The sequence below is a fragment of the Halegenticoccus tardaugens genome (assembly GCF_004116405.1).
GTDB classification, from domain to species: Archaea; Halobacteriota; Halobacteria; order Halobacteriales; family Haloferacaceae; genus Halegenticoccus; species Halegenticoccus tardaugens.
The window spans coordinates 391,160-407,208 of the sequence record NZ_SDIC01000004.1 but is presented as its reverse complement, the minus strand read 5'-3'; the positions used below and the strand labels follow the sequence as shown (position 1 = coordinate 407,208).

General features: G+C 70.3%; 18 protein-coding genes and 1 tRNA gene. 10 read left to right on the top strand and 9 right to left on the bottom strand.

What is annotated here, in order from left to right; genetic code table 11:
• Positions 1–46 precede the first annotated feature (46 nt).
• From C3L37_RS13010 to trxA, 3 genes are all read left to right on the top strand, one after another.
• On the top strand, positions 47–421 hold the full coding sequence (locus tag C3L37_RS13010; protein WP_129115039.1) for a winged helix-turn-helix domain-containing protein: 375 nt from the start codon (positions 47–49) through the stop codon (positions 419–421).
• A 1-nt stretch (position 422) separates the two neighbouring features.
• Positions 423–713, top strand: coding sequence for a DUF7521 family protein (locus C3L37_RS13005; protein ID WP_129115038.1), 291 nt, complete (start codon positions 423–425; stop codon positions 711–713).
• 133 nt (positions 714–846) lie between these two features.
• Complete coding sequence (gene trxA / locus C3L37_RS13000; protein WP_129115037.1) at positions 847–1,275, top strand: thioredoxin; 429 nt, start codon at positions 847–849, stop codon at positions 1,273–1,275.
• A gap of 51 nt (positions 1,276–1,326) precedes the next feature.
• On the opposite strand, the gene C3L37_RS12995 is transcribed toward trxA, so the two are convergent.
• The 3 genes from C3L37_RS12995 to C3L37_RS12985 all read right to left on the bottom strand — a co-directional run bounded on the left by C3L37_RS12995 (position 1,327) and on the right by C3L37_RS12985 (position 4,756).
• Positions 1,327–3,300: a DEAD/DEAH box helicase gene (locus tag C3L37_RS12995; RefSeq protein WP_129115036.1), complete on the bottom strand. Its 1,974-nt coding sequence runs from the start codon at positions 3,298–3,300 to the stop codon at positions 1,327–1,329.
• Positions 3,301–3,441: 141 nt separating this feature from the next.
• A complete protein-coding gene (locus C3L37_RS12990; RefSeq protein WP_129115035.1) occupies positions 3,442–4,149 on the bottom strand; it encodes a DedA family protein in 708 nt (235 codons plus the stop codon).
• 109 nt (positions 4,150–4,258) lie between these two features.
• Entirely contained in the window at positions 4,259–4,756 is a 498-nt protein-coding gene (locus tag C3L37_RS12985) for a LabA-like NYN domain-containing protein (RefSeq protein ID WP_129115034.1), read from the bottom strand.
• A gap of 117 nt (positions 4,757–4,873) precedes the next feature.
• On the opposite strand from C3L37_RS12985, the gene ribH reads away from it, so the two are divergent.
• The gene (gene ribH / locus C3L37_RS12980) at positions 4,874–5,278 is read left to right on the top strand and encodes a 6,7-dimethyl-8-ribityllumazine synthase (RefSeq protein ID WP_129115033.1); all 405 of its coding nucleotides are present in this window, start codon (positions 4,874–4,876) and stop codon (positions 5,276–5,278) included.
• A complete protein-coding gene (locus tag C3L37_RS12975) occupies positions 5,275–6,438 on the top strand; it encodes a pyridoxal phosphate-dependent aminotransferase (RefSeq protein ID WP_129115032.1) in 1,164 nt (387 codons plus the stop codon). The genes ribH and C3L37_RS12975 overlap by 4 nt, the downstream gene beginning before the upstream one ends.
• Here C3L37_RS12975 and C3L37_RS12970 read toward each other — a convergent pair.
• Positions 6,429–7,304: a DUF7847 domain-containing protein gene (locus C3L37_RS12970; protein WP_129115031.1), complete on the bottom strand. Its 876-nt coding sequence runs from the start codon at positions 7,302–7,304 to the stop codon at positions 6,429–6,431. The two genes, C3L37_RS12975 and C3L37_RS12970, sit on opposite strands and share 10 nt — an antisense overlap.
• A 139-nt stretch (positions 7,305–7,443) precedes the next feature.
• On the opposite strand from C3L37_RS12970, the gene C3L37_RS12965 reads away from it, so the two are divergent.
• A complete protein-coding gene (locus tag C3L37_RS12965) occupies positions 7,444–7,938 on the top strand; it encodes a PUA domain-containing protein (RefSeq protein ID WP_129115030.1) in 495 nt (164 codons plus the stop codon).
• A 13-nt stretch (positions 7,939–7,951) separates the two neighbouring features.
• Here C3L37_RS12965 and C3L37_RS12960 read toward each other — a convergent pair whose 3' ends face one another.
• The 4 genes from C3L37_RS12960 to C3L37_RS12945 all read right to left on the bottom strand — a co-directional run bounded on the left by C3L37_RS12960 (position 7,952) and on the right by C3L37_RS12945 (position 10,744).
• On the bottom strand, positions 7,952–8,929 hold the full coding sequence (locus tag C3L37_RS12960; RefSeq protein ID WP_129115029.1) for a presenilin family intramembrane aspartyl protease PSH: 978 nt from the start codon (positions 8,927–8,929) through the stop codon (positions 7,952–7,954).
• Between the two features lie 89 nt (positions 8,930–9,018).
• Positions 9,019–9,246 carry an H/ACA ribonucleoprotein complex subunit GAR1 gene (locus C3L37_RS12955; protein ID WP_129115028.1) on the bottom strand — a complete coding sequence of 76 codons (228 nt, stop codon included), beginning with the start codon at positions 9,244–9,246 and terminating at the stop codon, positions 9,019–9,021.
• Entirely contained in the window at positions 9,246–9,524 is a 279-nt protein-coding gene (gene srp19, locus C3L37_RS12950; protein ID WP_129115027.1) for a signal recognition particle subunit SRP19, read from the bottom strand. Before srp19 ends, C3L37_RS12955 begins: the two co-directional genes overlap by 1 nt.
• A gap of 62 nt (positions 9,525–9,586) precedes the next feature.
• Positions 9,587–10,744, bottom strand: coding sequence for a PGF-CTERM-anchored ABC transporter substrate-binding protein (locus C3L37_RS12945; RefSeq protein ID WP_129115026.1), 1,158 nt, complete (start codon positions 10,742–10,744; stop codon positions 9,587–9,589).
• 60 nt (positions 10,745–10,804) lie between these two features.
• Between C3L37_RS12945 and btuC the strand changes: the two genes are divergently transcribed.
• From btuC to C3L37_RS12925, 4 genes are all read left to right on the top strand, one after another.
• On the top strand, positions 10,805–11,911 hold the full coding sequence (btuC, locus tag C3L37_RS12940; RefSeq protein WP_129115025.1) for a vitamin B12 ABC transporter permease BtuC: 1,107 nt from the start codon (positions 10,805–10,807) through the stop codon (positions 11,909–11,911).
• Positions 11,908–13,200, top strand: coding sequence for an ATP-binding cassette domain-containing protein (locus C3L37_RS12935; RefSeq protein ID WP_129115024.1), 1,293 nt, complete (start codon positions 11,908–11,910; stop codon positions 13,198–13,200). Before btuC ends, C3L37_RS12935 begins: the two co-directional genes overlap by 4 nt.
• A 91-nt stretch (positions 13,201–13,291) precedes the next feature.
• Complete coding sequence (locus C3L37_RS12930; protein WP_129115023.1) at positions 13,292–14,278, top strand: class I SAM-dependent methyltransferase; 987 nt, start codon at positions 13,292–13,294, stop codon at positions 14,276–14,278.
• A 142-nt stretch (positions 14,279–14,420) separates the two neighbouring features.
• A tRNA-Thr gene (locus C3L37_RS12925) sits at positions 14,421–14,493 on the top strand.
• A 579-nt stretch (positions 14,494–15,072) separates the two neighbouring features.
• On the opposite strand, the gene C3L37_RS12920 is transcribed toward C3L37_RS12925, so the two are convergent.
• Entirely contained in the window at positions 15,073–15,804 is a 732-nt protein-coding gene (locus C3L37_RS12920) for an FxLYD domain-containing protein (protein WP_129115022.1), read from the bottom strand.
• Between the last annotated feature and the right edge of the window lie 245 nt (positions 15,805–16,049).

Genomic DNA, 16,049 nt, shown 5'->3' with positions numbered 1-16,049 from the left:
CGACGATCGGGGGTACTTATATCGGGGGACAGACTGGTATCAACCGATGGTGCGCGACCGGCACTCACGAGACGGGGCGGGCCTCGAGACCGTTCTCGACGCGCTCGACGATCCGGCCGCAAGGACGATCATAAAGAGTCTCTCGGAACCAATGACGGCAAGTGAACTCTCGGAACGCTGCGACATCCCGCTATCGACGACCTACCGGAAGCTCGAACTTTTGACCGACGCGTCGCTGCTCGCCGAGCGGACGGAGATCCGAAGCGACGGCCACCACACGACGCGGTACGACGTCGGGTTTCGATCGGTCGTCGTGACGCTGACCGACGACCGCGACCTCACGGTGGCGATCGAACCGCGCGAGCGCGGTCCTGACGAGCGGCTGGCCGCGCTGTGGGCCGAAGTCAGGAGGGAGACGTAAGATGGTCCACGGATCGTCGACGCTCGTCGGCACCGCCATCATCGCGGTGAAGACGGGAATCTTGATCCTCGGCGGACTGATCACGTACTTCAGCTGGAAAGCCTACCGGCGGACCGGTGCGCGGGCGCTCCGCGCGCTCGCGATCGGGTTCGGCGTCGTCACCCTCGGCGCGTTCGTCGGCGGGCTCACGGATCAGGTGCTCCACATCCCGATGGACGTCAGCATCCTCCTCGACGCGCTCTTGACGCTCCTCGGATTCGCCGTGATCACGTACTCGCTGTACGCGGACTGACCGACCGAGGTCGAGGCCGCCGGAGACGGCGAAGCGACCGGAACACGGGACCGGAAGACGTAGGGAGGAGCGACGGAAGCGGCGGTCCGGGAAGGCGGCGAGGCTAAGCTCCCCGGCCCCGTATCGGCCGCGCATGAGCGACTCGGACGAACTGGCGGAGATCCGACGCCGTAAGCGAGAACGGTTGGAAGAGCGCCTGCGCGGACGCGCCGTCGACGGTCCGACCGCCTCGCCCGCCGAACCGATCCACGTTCGGAGCCCCGAACACTTCGCGGAACTCCTCGAAGCCAACGAAACCGTCCTCGTCGACTTCTACGCCGACTGGTGCGGCCCGTGTCGGACGCTCGAACCGATCGTCTCGGCGGTGGCCCGCGACACGCCCGCGGCGGTCGCGAAGGTGGACATCGACGCGCGACGCGCTCTCGCGGAGGAGTACGGCGTGCGGAGCGTCCCGACGATGGTGCTTTTCGCGGCCGGTCGACCGGTCGAGCGGATCGTCGGCGTGCAGGGGAAAGACGCGCTCGTGGCGCTCGTCGATCGCTACGCCGGTCGAGAGAGCTGAACGAGGCGGAGCGAAGCGACGCGGCGACGCGGCGGCCGGAGCTCGCCGCGTTCACAGGTGAGCGCGCGCGGCCGAGAGCGCCGGGAACGACACGTCGAGCAGGTCCGCTAGCGCCTCGGCCGCGCCGAGCAGCCACTCGGCGCGTTCGATCCGGGATTCGAGGTCGCCGGGGCCGATGCGGTAGGTTTCGACGATGGATTCGATCGTCTGCCCTTCGCACCACTCCAGGAGGATGCGGGCCGTCTTGACCGTCTCCAGCCACCGCTCGAAGTCGGCGGCGTCGCCCATGTCGGTCGTGAACTCCGCCGAGCGCGTCCGCGCGAACTGGTAGATCGCGGCCCGCTCGCGGTTCCCGAGGTACGTGTCCTGCATATCCGGGGATCCGCAGACGATCTCCAGCGCCGTCAGCTCGGTCGGCCGATCCATCCGGGCGGCCGTCCGCAACCCGTCGACGATGTGCGCGCCGCTTTCGGGCGTCACGTACTGCTTTGAGACCTGCGCGCCGAGATCCGTCGCCGCGAGGCTCCGGTCGGTCGTGATCATCCCCATGTCGACGAGTTCGTCGACCACCTCCGCGACGATGCCGGAGAGGTCGCCCTCCGGCGTCTGGTGGGCGTAGAACGTCGCACCGAGCACGTCGAGGACGCCCCCGAAGGAGTCGGCGAAGCCAGTCGCGACGATGGAGAGGACGTGCGTCCGAAGCGCCGTTCTGTCGGCGAGCTTCGACTCCACCGCCTCGGGGTCGGCCCTGACGTACCGTTCGACCAGTTCCGGCTTCGTCCGCTCGTCGCCGACGAGCACCGCTTCGCCGTAGGGGTCGAGGCCCGGCCGGCCCGCGCGGCCGCACATCTGGTGGACCTCCAGCACGGGGAGAAAGGCCATCTCGGAGCCCGTGTAGCGCTTCTGGTCGCGGATGACGACCCGGCGCGCGGGGACGTTCACGCCCGCAGCGAGCGTCGGCGTCGCGCAGATGACGGCGAGGCGTCGCTCGCGGAACCCCGTTTCGACGGCCGCGCGGTGGTCGCTCCGGAGCCCCGCGTGGTGGAACGCGACGCCCGACCGGACGCAGTCGGCGAGCCGGCGGCCGGTGACGGTGCCGTCGAGGCCCTCGATCTCGTCGGCGACGCCCGGCGCGGAACCGAATCCGTCAAGCGCGAGACGCTCCGCCAGCGACTCCGCTTCGCGGCGCGACCGGACGAACGCCAGACACTGCCCGCCGTTCGCCACCGCGTCGGCGACGAGCGCCACCGTCGCCTCCGTGTCCGCGTCGGCGCTCTCCGGGAGGCCCCCGCCGTCCGCGTCGACCGCGTCCACCGCGTCGGCCCCGTGGGCTCCGTCGGCCCCGGAAGCTCCCGCGCGGACGTCGACCGCGAGCGTCCCCCCGTCGTCGAACTCGACGGTCCCGTCCGCGTAGACGCCGGTCCGGAGGTCGACCGGCCGCCACCGCGTCCGCACGAGTTCGGCGTCCAGCCAGTCGGCGATGTCCTCGGGGTTGTCGACGGTGGCCGAGAGCGCGACGATCTGGACGCCGGGCGCGCGCCGCTGGAGGTTCGCGAGCGTCACTTCGAGCGTCGGGCCGCGCCCCTCCGCGCCGAGGAGGTGGACCTCGTCGACGACGACGGACGCGAGTTCCGACACCCACGACGCGCCGTTTCGGATGGCCGAGTCGACCTTCTCGCTCGTGGCGACGACGACGTCGTGCTCGCCGAGATCCTCCGCCGCCGAGTCGTAGTCGCCGGTGGAGATGCCGACGCTCACCCCCGGCAGCGCGGCGAACGTCTCGTACTTCTCCCGCGCGAGCGCCCGAAGCGGGACGATGTAGAGCCCGGGACCGCCCGCCGTGAGCATCGCGAGCTCGGCGACGAGGGTCTTTCCGCTGGCGGTCGGCAGCGCCGCGACGAGCCGGCTCCCGTCGGCGACGCCGGCCTCCACGGCGGCGACCTGCGGCGGATACAGCGTTTCGATCCCCCGCGCCTCGTAGTGGGAGACGACCTCGTCGGGGAGCGGGAGGTCCCGAACGTGCATTATCAGCACCTGTCGCCGTCCTCGGATAAAAACTCTCGCCGCGGGGCGACTGTGGCGCGCGGCTGGACGTCGCCGGAGACGTCGGTGAAGACGTCCCCGAAAAACGATGCGTTGCGATCGAGCGACCGAGCGATCCCGGGATCACTCGGGACCGTCCGGACCGGACGAGTCGCTAGAACCGACGCCCAGTCGGCGGGTGAGTCGAAGCGCCGCGACGAGAAGCGCCGCGAGCAGGGCGAGGAGGGCGAGGAGAATCGCGACGGCGAGCGGGTTCGAGGTCGCGGCGTCGACGCCCAGTCGGAACCCCCGTCGGAGCCACGCGAGGGCGAGATCGTAGGCCGGCTGCTGTTTGCCGTAGTACACCGCGGCGGCGACGCCGGCGTTGAACAGCGCGCTTCCGACGAAGGAGTAGAGCGCGAACTTTCCGGGGGCCATTCCGGCGAAGCCGGCGGGGATCGAGATGACGGAGCGGAGGATCGGGAACAGCCGCCCCCAGAGCACCGAGCTTTCGCCCCACCGTCGGAACCACCGCCGCCCCCTGTCGAGGTCCCGGGCGGAGACGCGGAGCGCGCCGCCGTAGTCGTCGAACGCCCGGTGGCCGCCGCGGCCGACGACGTAGTACGCGAACAGGCTCCCGAGCGTCGCCCCGGTCGCGGTGGCGAACACGAACGCGGCGAACGAGAGCGGCCCGTCGACGAGCACCGCGGCGGCGAAGGGGACGACGACCTCGCTCGGCAGGAAGGGAAACAGCATCGAGGTCTCGAGAAACGAGAAGACGAAGATCGCGAGGTAGCCGAACCGCCGGACGGACGAGAGCGCCAGATCAGTGAGGTCGGAGCCCGAGATCACGGGTGGAGACTTCTCGCGCGAGGCGGATAACTGCTCACCGCGATCGCGCCCCGTGCGAGCGTCGGCCGAGTCACCCCGACCGGGTCACCCAGACCGGACCTGCGTCACCTCACAGCAGGAACGTCTCCTCGCGCTCCGCCATGTCGACGAACGAGTCGGCCGCCTCGATGAGCTCCTCGGCGGTCGAACTGCGGAACGCGACCACCTCGACCCGGACGCCCTCGTGGCGCAGGTGCGAGCAGAGCCGCGAGAAGTCCCCGTCGCCCGTACAGAGGACGATCGTGTCGACGTGGCTCGCGAGCGTGACGGCGTCGAGGCTCATCCCGACGTCCCAGTCGGCCTTCTTCGAGCCGTCGCCGAACGTCTTTATGTCCTTGATCTTCGTCTCGAAGCCGATGTCGACGAGCGCGTCGAAAAAGCGCTCCTCGTCGGGCGCGTCCGCCCGGATGACGTAGGCGATCGCCCGGGTGAGCTCGCGCCCCTGGACGCTCTTTTCGAGGAGAGAAGCGTAGTCGATGTTCTGCGAGTAGATGCTCTGGGCCGTGTGATAGAGGTTCTGCGCGTCCGCCAGAACGGCGACGCGCTGGTGCGGATGAATATCGGTCATTCTCCTCGGTTCGATGGATCCTCCGACGCGCTATAGGTCCTTCGTCCTCGGCGGCGCTGGGCCGTCTCGCTTTCGAGAACGGACAACTCTTTTACCGCCTGCGCGAACCCGTCGCACATGGTTTCACTCGGTCTGGTGGTGGCGCGCTTTAACTCGTCAGTCACCGAACCAATGGAGGAGGCCGCCCGCGAGGCGGCCGAAAAGCGGGACGCGGAGATCGTCGAGACGATCCGCGTCCCGGGATCGTACGACGCGCCGCTGGCCGCGGACCGCCTCGCGCGCCGACGGGACGTCGAAGCCGTCGTCGTCGTCGGCGCGATCGTCTCCGGGGACACCGACCACGACAGGGTCATCGCCGACGCCGCGGCGCGGGCGCTCACGACGGTGAGCTTAGAGCGCGACAAGCCCGTCACCTTCGGCGTGAGCGGCCCGGGGATGAGCGGCGCGGAGGCGCGAGAGCGCGTCGACAAAGGAGCGGAAGCGGTAAACGCCGCGGTCGAGATGGTGGACGTACTGGCATGAAGCACGGAGAATTCGCGGCGCGCGTCGGCCGGGTCGAACCGAGCGCGACGCTGGCGATCAGCAACCTCGCGAGCGAACTGGAGGCGCAAGGGGAGGACGTCGTCGACCTCTCGGTCGGCGAGCCCGACTTTCCGACCCCGGAGAACGTGATCGACGCGGCCGAGAAGGCGATGGAGGCGGGCCACACCGGCTACGCGCCGTCGAACGGCGTCCCGGAACTCAAGGAGGCCATCGTCGAGAAGCTGACCGCGGACGGCGTCGACTGCGGCCCCGAGAACCTCATCGTCACGCCGGGCGCGAAGCAGGCGCTCTACGAGACGGTGCAGACGCTGATCGAAGCGGACGAAGAGGTCGTCCTCCTCGACCCGGCGTGGGTCTCCTACGAGGCGATGGTGAAGCTCGCGGGCGGCAGCCTGAACCGCGTCGACCTCGCACCCTACGACTTCCAGCTGGAGCCCGCTCTCGACGACCTCGCCGAGGCGGTGTCCGACGAGACGAAGCTGCTGATCGTCAACTCGCCGAGCAACCCGACCGGCGCGGTCTACTCCGAGGCGGCGATGGAGGGCGTCCGCGACCTCGCGATCGAACACGACTTCGTCGTCATCTCCGACGAGATCTACGACGAGATCACCTACGGGACCGAGCAGACGAGCCTCGCGTCGCTCGACGGCATGGGCGACAGAACCGTGACGATAAACGGCTTCTCGAAGGCGTACTCGATGACCGGCTGGCGGCTCGGCTACCTCTGCGCCCCCGAGGAACTCGTCTCGCAGGCGGGCAAGCTCCACTCGCACTCGGTCTCCTGCGCGGTCAACTTCGTCCAGCGCGCGGGGGTCGAGGCGCTGCGGAACACCGACACCGCGGTAAACCAGATGGTCGAAGCGTTCCGCGAGCGTCGCGACATGCTCGTCGACCGCCTCGACGAGCGCGGCGTCGACGTGGCGGTCCCCGACGGGGCGTTCTACGTGATGCTGCCGGCGGGGGAGGCCCCCGACGCCGACGATCAGGCGTGGTGCGAGGGCGCGATCCAGGACGCGAAGGTCGCGACGGTCCCCGGTAGCGCTTTCGGCGCGCCCGGCTACGCGCGGATCTCCTACGCGGCCAGCACGGAGCGGCTAGAGGAGGCGATCGACCGCCTCGCGGAGCACGGCTACCTGTAGCGTCTCCCCGCTCGGGGCCGCACTCGGTTCGGACTCGACCGATCCGTCTCCGTGAAGAACGCCACGGCGTAGGTGTGCAAGAATGCGAACGTCGCGGTCGTCGCCGCCAGCGACGCGACGGAGACGGCGGCGACCTCCGGCGGCGAAAGGGCCGTCCGAACCATTCCGGGGACGGGACCCGCGCCCGACCCCGCCGCGGCGTCCGCGCCGATCCCGGCGAACCCGTCGAGGGATCGGTAGACGACGTACGCGACGACGGGGGCGCTCAGCAGGAGCGAGACGCCGTGTGCGACGATCGAGTAGCCGAGCGCGCTGCGGAGGTTGGCGCGGACCAACTGATAGCTCCGCGCGAAGGCGTCCGACACGCCGGCGTCGTCGACGACGATCGCGACCGGGAAGAACTGGATGAAAAACGCCACGACCAGGTACGGGACTCCCGCGAGGAGCGCGACGGCCAGCACCGAGGGGAGGACCGCCTCGGCCCCGGCCCCGGAGCCGACGGCGGCGACCCCGACGACGATCGTTCCGAAGACGAACGCCGCGACGAAGACGAGGACGATCGCCGTCTCCAGGATCGTCCCGAGCAACACCCGGACGTAGTTTTCCTTGCCCGAACGGACGAACGAGCCGACCCCGACCGGAGCCCCGTCGAGGGCGTTCGCGGCCAGACCGACGACGCCCGCGAGCGCGAACGGACCGACGAAGAACGCCGCCGCCTGCAACGCGACGGAGGCGAGCGGAACGCCGAGAAACTGGAGTGCGGTCTGCGGGAGGAGCGCGAGACCGTACGCGAACGCGACGCCGAAGAGGAGGGGCGTTCGACGGAGCGTCCGGACCGCGGTTCGAAGGGACCCGATGGCGGACATGGCGACGAGGTCGCAGTCGGTCGGCAATAGTCTTCGCAAACGGACGGTCGCGCGTTCGGAGTTTGGTTCGGTCGTCGTCCTCGTGCTCGCCGCCGCGCGCAGTCGAAGCGCTTTCCCGCACCGCCGGCGATGGCGACGCATGAGCGACACGGAGGACCTCGCCTCGCTGCGGACGGTCGCGGACTACCAGTTCGGACGCGGCGCGGGCGCGGCGCTGTTTCCGCCCTCGGAGGCCGACTCGCTCTCCGTGAGTCGGTCGACGAGCGGCCGACCCCGGCAGGTCCGCGCGGGCGACGACCGCCTCGTCACGTACGCGGTCGACGGGCGGTTCACCCTCGGCCTCGCGGGCGGGCGGCGGCTCGTCGACGCGCTCGCCGACCCTGCGAACCGCGTCGTCGTCGGGTCGGAGAGCGAGCCGTTCGTCCGCGACGGGAAGAACGTCTTCGCGAAGTTCGTCCGGGCGGTCGACCCCGCCGTCCGGCCGGGAGACGAAGTGGCCGTCGTCCACGAACGCGGGGACCTCCTCGGCGTGGGACGGGCGGAGCTGTCCGCCGCGGCGATGGGCGACTTCGAGACGGGGATGGCCGTGATGGTCCGACGCGGGGCGGGCGACGCGGCGGACGCCGGCGAGTGAGAGGGCGGCGAGATCAGAGGTACGGCGCGAGACCGAGCGCCCGCGCGAGCGACACGCCGGCGAGGGTCGATCCGAGGAGGTACCCGCCGATCGCCCCGCCGTTCAGGAGCGGCAGCCCGGCGTGGGCGCGCCCCTTCATCACCATCCGGAGGAGGATCGCGAGGCCGACGAACGTCCCGGCCATCGAGGCGAGCGCCGGGAGGTTCAACGCCGGAACGCCGGGGACGCCGAGCGGCGTCGCGGGGGAGAAGAAGGCCGCGCTCGCGACCATCACGGAGGGCATCACGGCGTCGCCGAGGCCGATGAAGAAGGCGTCGCGGTTCGGCGACCCGCCGTCGGCCGCGCCGCGTTCCTCGTCCGCCGCGCCCGTTTCGGCGTCCGAGTCGTCGCGCCCCGCCACGTCCGAAAAGTCGTCGTCGAGGAGGGAGTACGACAGCGTCAGGGGGACGACGAGCACGACGGGGATGCGGAGGTCCATCACGCCGGAGGCGAGATCGAGCATGTGCTCCGTCCCGTAGACGCTGATCGCGTCGTACACCGCGAGGACGGAGAGGAGCACGATGGCGGGCAGGAGGCCGAAGCTGATGCCGAAGAGGCCGGCCGCGCCCGCGCCCATCAGCACGCCGGCGGCGTCGATCACGTACCACTCGGGGTACGCGAGGAGCGCGAGCGAGACGCCCGCGGCCAGCGCGAGCGCGAGGACGCCGTTCGGCACGACCGCCCCGAAGACGTACCACGACAGGAGGCCGCTCGTGAAGACGATGATCGCGCGGACGACCCGGTCGAGGTCGTACTTGAACGCCGCGAGCATGACCGCCGTGGCGAGGAGGATCGCGCCGACGTAGACGAGGCTGTTCGTCGGGTCGGCGGGGTCCTCGACGGCCTGGTAGCCCCGATCGAAGAAGGTCGGCACGAGCGCGAGCGCGCCGAGCTGGACGAGCAGAAAGATGAGGGCGGCGAACGCGCCGCCCCGGTACGCGCGAGAGTCCATACCGGGCGTTGCCGCGGGGGCGGCTTGGCCCTTGTGTTGTTCGGACGTGCGAAGGCGAGCCGTCGCGGGGCCGGGGCGCGGGACGACCGCTACCGCGCGTACAGCTTCGACCCGAGGAGGTCGGTCAGGCGGACACCGTCGGCCGGGGAGATCGCGAGGTACGGCCGGTCGACGGGACCGAACACGTCGACGACGCGGCCGACGGTCGAGAGCGACTCGTCGACGACGGGCGTGCCGATGTCGGGGTGGGAGTCGCCCGCGGAGCGGACGACGGCGAGTCCCTGGGCCGTCTTCGAGACGGTGCCGACGCGCCGCATCAGTCCCGGAGGATCCCCACGTAGGCGGCGACCGCCTGCACGAGGTCGTTCTTGCTCGCGTCCTCCGCCCCGCGGACGACGACCCGCCCGCGCGGCACCCACTCGCGGGAGTACGCCTTGTCGCGCTCGATGACCGCGTCGTAGCCGATCTGCTGGACGGCGCGGGCGATCTCGTCGACCGTCGGCTCCTCCACGGCGTCCCGCAGGGGGACCCGCCGCCCCTCGGACCGCGTCTTCGCGGCGTCGACGTAGGCGGGGTAGATGACGTTCTCGATCATATCGAAATCCGCGCGGGCCGCCCGTAATACGGTTGTGGTCCCGGCTCGGGGACGCGGGGGAGTCAGCGCCGCCGCGCCAAGAGCGCGGTCGCCACGAGCGCGACGACCGCCGCGACGACGCCGAGGCCGGGCAGCTGCGTTCCCGTCTCCGTCCCGGCGTCCCCGTCCGCCCCGGCGTCGTCGGCCGTCCCGCCGCTCGCGTCGGTCTCCTCGGCCGATTCGGAGCCTCCCGACCCCGCCCCGCCCTCGACCCGCACCTCGGATCGGGCCGTCCAGTCGGCCGACTCGGCGGCGTCGGGGTGGAAGCCGGCGGTCAGGTTCCGGACGGCGAAGACGACGCTCCGCGGCGCGGGCTGGTTCAACAGGTTCCGGTCGATCATCACGGTCCGATTCTCCTCGCCCGCCGGCGTGCTGGCGTACGGCTCCGACTCGACGATCGCGCGGCCGGTGTAGTCAGTGACGACGACGACCTCGGGTTCGAGTTCGACGACCGTCTCGTCGCTCATCTCCGGGTACCCCGAGAGGCCGGCTTCGGCGACGACGTTGGTGCCGCCGGAAGCGACGATCACGTTGTGGATGAACGTCTCGTCGCCGACGACGAACCCGCCGCCGAGGGGGTAGATGGCGCGCGTGCGCTCCGCGTCGGCGGTCGCCTCCGCGGCGGCGTCGACGTTCGCCTCCATCCACGCGTTCGCCTCCGCGGCCCCGGCGCAGTTGCCCGTCAGCTTCCCGGTGAGCGTCGTGTCGCGAGCTACGTCCTCGACGGAGGTCGTCTCCTCGAACAGGAAGACCGTCACGCCCGCGTCGCGGAGCGCCCGCACCGTGTCTGGGTCGGTGCCGTCGGGCGCGAGCACGAGGTCGGGGTTCGTGCCGACGACGGCCTCGGTGCTGACGCCCATCCCCGAGGCCGAGACGTTCGTCCGCGAGTCCGCCCCGTCGAGGTAGTGCGCGAAGTGGGTCGTCCCCACGACCTGTTCCTTCCCGCCGATCTCCCACATCGTCTGGGCGGCGCTCGGCATGAGCGTCGTCACCCGCTCTGGTTTCTCCTCGACGGTCACCTCCGTCCCGGTCGCGTCGGTCGCGGTGAACGGGAAGGAGCACTGTTCGGCCTGCGTTACCTGCGCTGGACCCGACGCCGACGCTGCTGCCCCCGCCGGCGTCGCGCCGACGACGGACAGCACGACGAGAAGCACCGTGAGAACCGCTGCGTGCGTTCGCATGGTCTATGAGGGCGCACTAATCCAATAAGTACTTACCTACTGCAAGTCGGCTTTAGTACCATGCGAACGGGGACGCGGACGGGGGCGTGGGTAGCCGGGTTGCTCGTCGCGCTGGCGCTGGTCGTGCTCGTGAGCGCGGGCGTCGGGCCCGTCGAGATCCGGCCGACCGTCGTCGCGAAGGTGCTCCTGAACGCGGTCGCCGTGCCCGCGTCCGTCGGCGTCTCGACCCACGGGGTTCCGGTCGCGGGCGCGAGCGTTCCCGTGCCGCGTCTCGGCGTGGCGTTCGCCCACCCCTTCTCCTACGGCGTCGAAAGCACACACGAGGTGATCGTGATGAAGCTCCGGCTCCCGCGGATCGCGCTCGGGGCGCTCGTCGGCTTCTCGCTCGCCGCCGCGGGCGTCGTGATGCAGGGCTTCTTCCGGAACCCGATGGCGGATCCGTCGATCATCGGCGTCTCCTCGGGCGCGGCCGTCGGCGCGGTCGCGTCGATCGTCGCGCCGGTCGCGGTGCCGTTCGGGCTGGGGCTGCAGGGCGCGGCGTTCCTCGGGGCGCTCGTCACCGCGTTCGGGGTGTACCTCCTCGCGACGGAGAACGGCCGGACGCCGGTTGCGACGCTGCTCCTCGCGGGTGTGGCGGTGCAGACGTTCCTCGGGGCGGTCATCTCGTTCATGCTCTTGCACAGCGGCGAGAGCATCCGGGAGGTCGTCTACTGGCTCATGGGCCACCTCGACGACGCCTCGTGGGACGAGGTCGCGATGGCCGGGGTGCTCGCGCCGCTTTTCTTCCTCGTCCTCCTCGCGTACGCCCGCGACCTGAACGTCCTGCTCCTCGGCGAGGAGGACGCGCAGGGGCTCGGCATCGAGGTCGAGCGGACGAAGCGGGTCCTGCTCGCGGTCGCGAGCGTCGTCACCGCCGTGGCGGTGTCCGTCTCCGGCGTCATCGGCTTCGTCGGCCTCGTCGTCCCGCACGTCATGCGGCTCCTCGTCGGGCCGGATCACCGAATCCTGCTCCCGACGAGCGCGCTCGCCGGAGCGTCCTTTCTCGTCGCCGCCGACACCGTCGCCCGGTCGGGGACCGCGGAACTGCCGGTGGGTATCGTCACGGCCGCCCTCGGCGCGCCCTTCTTCCTGTACCTGCTTCGCACCCGGGAGGTGCACGCGCTGTGACGCGGGGGGGCGGCCGGGCGGGCGACCCGACCGTCGTCGTCGACGGCGTGACCGTTCGACTCGGCGACGTCGAGGCGCTTTCCGGGGTGAGCGCGACCGTCGGACGCGGGACGTTCGTCGGCCTCATCGGCCCGAACGGAGCGGGCAAGACCACGCTGCTTCGGGCGATTTCTGGGGCGCTGACGCCCGACGAGGGGACGGTCGCCGTCGGGGGAGAGCCGATCCACGAACTCCCCTCGAAGGGGGCGAGCCGGCTGGTCGCGACGGTGCCGCAGGACACGTCGCTGTCGTTCGCGTTCGGCGTCCGGGAGACGGTCGCGATGGGTCGGACGCCGTACGTCTCGCGGTTCGGCCGTCGAACCGCCGTCGACGAGCGCGCCGTCGAGCGGGCGATGGCGCGGACGGCGGTCGCGGCGCTCGCCGATCGCCCGATCACCGACGTCAGCGGCGGGGAGCGCCAGCGGGTGCTGCTCGCGCGGGCGCTCGCGCAGGACGCGCCGGTGTTGCTGCTCGACGAGCCGACAGCCAGCCTCGACATCGCCCACCAGGTCCGCACGCTCGAACTCGTTCGGGAGCTCGTCGGGGAGGGGAAGACGGTCGTCGCCGCGATCCACGACCTGAACCTCGCCGCGCACTACTGCGACGAGCTGTTGCTGTTGCGCGACGGGCGGGCGCTCGCCGTCGGATCGCCGGAGTCGGTGCTCACCGAGTCGACGCTTGAGCGGGCGTTCGGCGCGAACGCGGTCGTCTCCCGCCACCCGGTGACCGGCTCCGTCTACGTCACCGCGCTGCCCGAGCGACGGGGCGAGTCGGCCGGCCGGGTGCACGTCGTCGGCGGCGGCGCGAGCGCGGCGCGGCACCTCTACCTCCTTTCGGCCGCCGGCTTCGACGTCTCCGTCGGCGCGCTCAACGAGGGCGACTCCGACACCGAGACCGCCCGCCAACTGGGACTCGACGTCGTCGCCGTCGCGCCGTTCGCCCCGGTCGACGCGGCGACCCGCGAGGCGGTCGAGGCCCGGATCGAGGCCGCCGACGCGACGCTCGTCGCCGACGTGGAGATCGGGGAGGGGAACCTCGCGAACCTCGACGCGGCGGCCGAGAGCGACGCGCTCGTGCTCGTCGAGGGGCGACCGTTCGAGCGTCGAAACTACGCCGGCGCGGCGGGCGAGCGCGCGTACGCGCGGCTTCGAGATCGGGCGCGCGTGGTGCGCCCGGACGAGGTCGTCGGGGCCGTGACCGCCGCGGTCGAGGGGGCGCGCGCGGCCGACGCGCGCGCGGACGGCGGGTGATCGCCCCGCCGAGAGGGACGAAGGCCCCGACGACCGAGAGACGGCGCGGCGAAAGCGTCACGCTTACTCCCGGCAGGGTCGTGGCCCCGGTATGGAAGTGCCCTGCGTGCGCGTCCCGCTGTCGGCGGGCGAGTCGGCCCGGCGGTCGCTCGCCGACGAGGACCTCGTCGACCAGCGTCGCGAAATCGTCGTCGCGGAGGGGCACCTGTACGTTCCCGTCGTCGACCCGTCGGCCGTCCCCGAGCGCTTCGAGGTCGTCCGCCGCGAGGTGCCCGAGCGCGAACCCCAGCGGATGCCCGCGGACGTCCTCGGCTTCGAGCCGACGTACGAGCGACTCGGCGACATCGTGATCCTCGACGAGGACGACCCCGCGAGGGCGCGGGAGATCGCCGACGCGATCGCGGCGTCGGACCTGCGCGCCGAGACGGTCGTGAACCGCGCCTCGAAGGTCAAGGGGACGCTCCGCGTGCGCGACTGGGAGGTGCTCGTCGGCGACGGCACGGAGACGGTCCACCGCGAGTACGGCTTCGAGTACCTGCTCGACATCGCGACGGTGTACTTCTCGCCGCGGCTCGCGACCGAGCGCCACCGGGTGGTCCAGCAGGCGGAACCCGGCGAACGCGCCTTCGACATGTTCGCCGGGGTGGGACCGTTCGCCGTCCCGCTCGCCGCCGGGGGGGCGGAGGTCGTCGGGGTCGACCTGAACGAGGCCGCGGTCGAGTACCTCCGGGAGAACGCCCGGCGGAACGGGGTCGAAGACCGGCTCACCGCGATCCGCGGGGACGTCCGCGAGGTCGCGCCGGACTACGCCGACTGGGCCGACCGGATCGTGATGAACCTCCCGCACAGCGCCGAGGAATTTCTCGACGCCGCCGTGGCCCTCGCCGGCGACGACTGCGTCGTCCACTACTACGACATCCAACACGAGGACGATGCCTTCGGGCCCGGCGAGCGAGCGATCCGGGCCGCGGCGGAGCCCGACTACGAGGTCGAGGTGCTCGAAGAGCGAACCGTCCGCTCGTACGCGCCGCACGAACTCAACGTCTGTCTGGACGCGCGGCTTTCGCGCGCGGAGTGACGTCGGCTGCGGTGTCGAACCCCGTCGTGGGGTCGGTTTCGGCGGGACGCCCCCCGGCCGCCGGGTGAATCCGGAACCCTTATTGATGTTATGGCGGTACAACGTAGTACGTCGGACGACCGACGGAAAGGCACGCCCCAGCGCCGGTGTAGCTCAGCTGGCAGAGCGAATCCTTCGTAAGGATTAGGTCGAGGGTTCAAATCCCTCCACCGGCTTCCATCCTCAGGTTCAAAGCCCCGAACGGCTCGCACGTTCGGCCGTTTTCACTCATCTCGGAGAAGTGATAGTCGACGCTCGCCCCACACGGGCTCGGTCCGGCGTTCGGAACATTCGAACGATCGAACGGCGATCGATCGGTTCGGAGACAGTGACGTGAGGAGATATCAGGGATTTCAGGCTGATATCCCTCGCCAGCCGTTCTTCATGACTCCTGGACCTGACAGGCTGGTGCAGCACTGCATGACTGACCACCGTGCTGCACGTGATACGTTTACGCGCTCGAATATAAGTTTTCTGTCTTCTGTTAATTCACTAATATCGATACGTATCGCCGATAAACCGGGTCGCCGTCGAGGAATGGGTTCTGGAACGGATGCACAAGCTTCGGAGGTACGCGTCGAGAAGTGACGTAGAGAGGGTCTCAGACGTCTCCCCTCCAACGATCACGCACGGCCAGTGGACCTGACAGACGGGTGCAGCGCCGCGAGATTTGACACGCGTGCTGCAAGACATCTATTCTGCAGCCCAGGCATAAGTTTTCTCTTTCGTGTGAGGATTTAAGTGACGGTCGGCGCTCAGACCGGCCGATCCGAGAACGACACCGACACGTCCGAGATCTCGTCGCGCCAGCCGCCGTACCGCGCGGTGACGATATCGAACGTCCACGCTTCGTCGATCGCGAGGTCGGTTACGCTGGCCCAGCTCGACGCGATCACCGTCAGGTCGTCGACGTAGAACTTCCCGTGCGCTTCGAGGTAGCCGATCGTTCCATCCCGACGGTTCCGCGCTTTGCCCGCGATCGACGCCTCGTAGTCCGTCGTGGCGAGTTCGGCGTCGAGGAGTTCGATTCCCTCGTCGCTGCCGCCGGAGGGGCGTCGATCGTAGCTGACGTCGATCTCGTAGTCCTCGACGGCCGCGCCCTCGCCGACGTACGGCACGTACGCCTCCCACACCTCCCCCGAGTCCAGACCGACGAGGGAGTTCGTCACCTCGTCGAGCGACTCCTCGTCGGCGTCGAAGAACGCCGTCGTGAGCTCGATCGGCCCCGAACTCTCCCAGGTGACGTTTTGGAGTTCGACGACGACGTACGCGCTCGCCTCGTCGCCTTCTCCCTCGACGTAGAGTTCGTGGTCCACGGTTTCGATCTCCGCCGGCGGTGCGGGACCGCTCCCCCCCGCGTTTCGGTCCCCCTTCTGCGGCGTCTCGCTCGGCTCCTCGGTCGGCGATCCGCCGTCGCTGCCGAACGAACAGCCGGCGACGAGCGTGCTCGCCGCGAGCGCGAGGTACGTCCGTCGGTTCACGGTCATCGGTACCGGACTGTCGGCGCTGGCTTATGTTATCTTCTACTCTCCGACGAGCGCGATTCGGTTCCGTCAGGTCGATCGGTCGGTCAGTCGATCAGTTGATCGGTCGATCGATCGATAGACTGCCCTCGGTCCGCGGCGCACCTCGACGACGAAAAGACAGCGGGGGGCACGTTGAGGTACGATGAATTCGGGTACGAGTTGGGATACGGGCACGCGATCCCTCCCCCGCTGGCGTGTTAGCTACC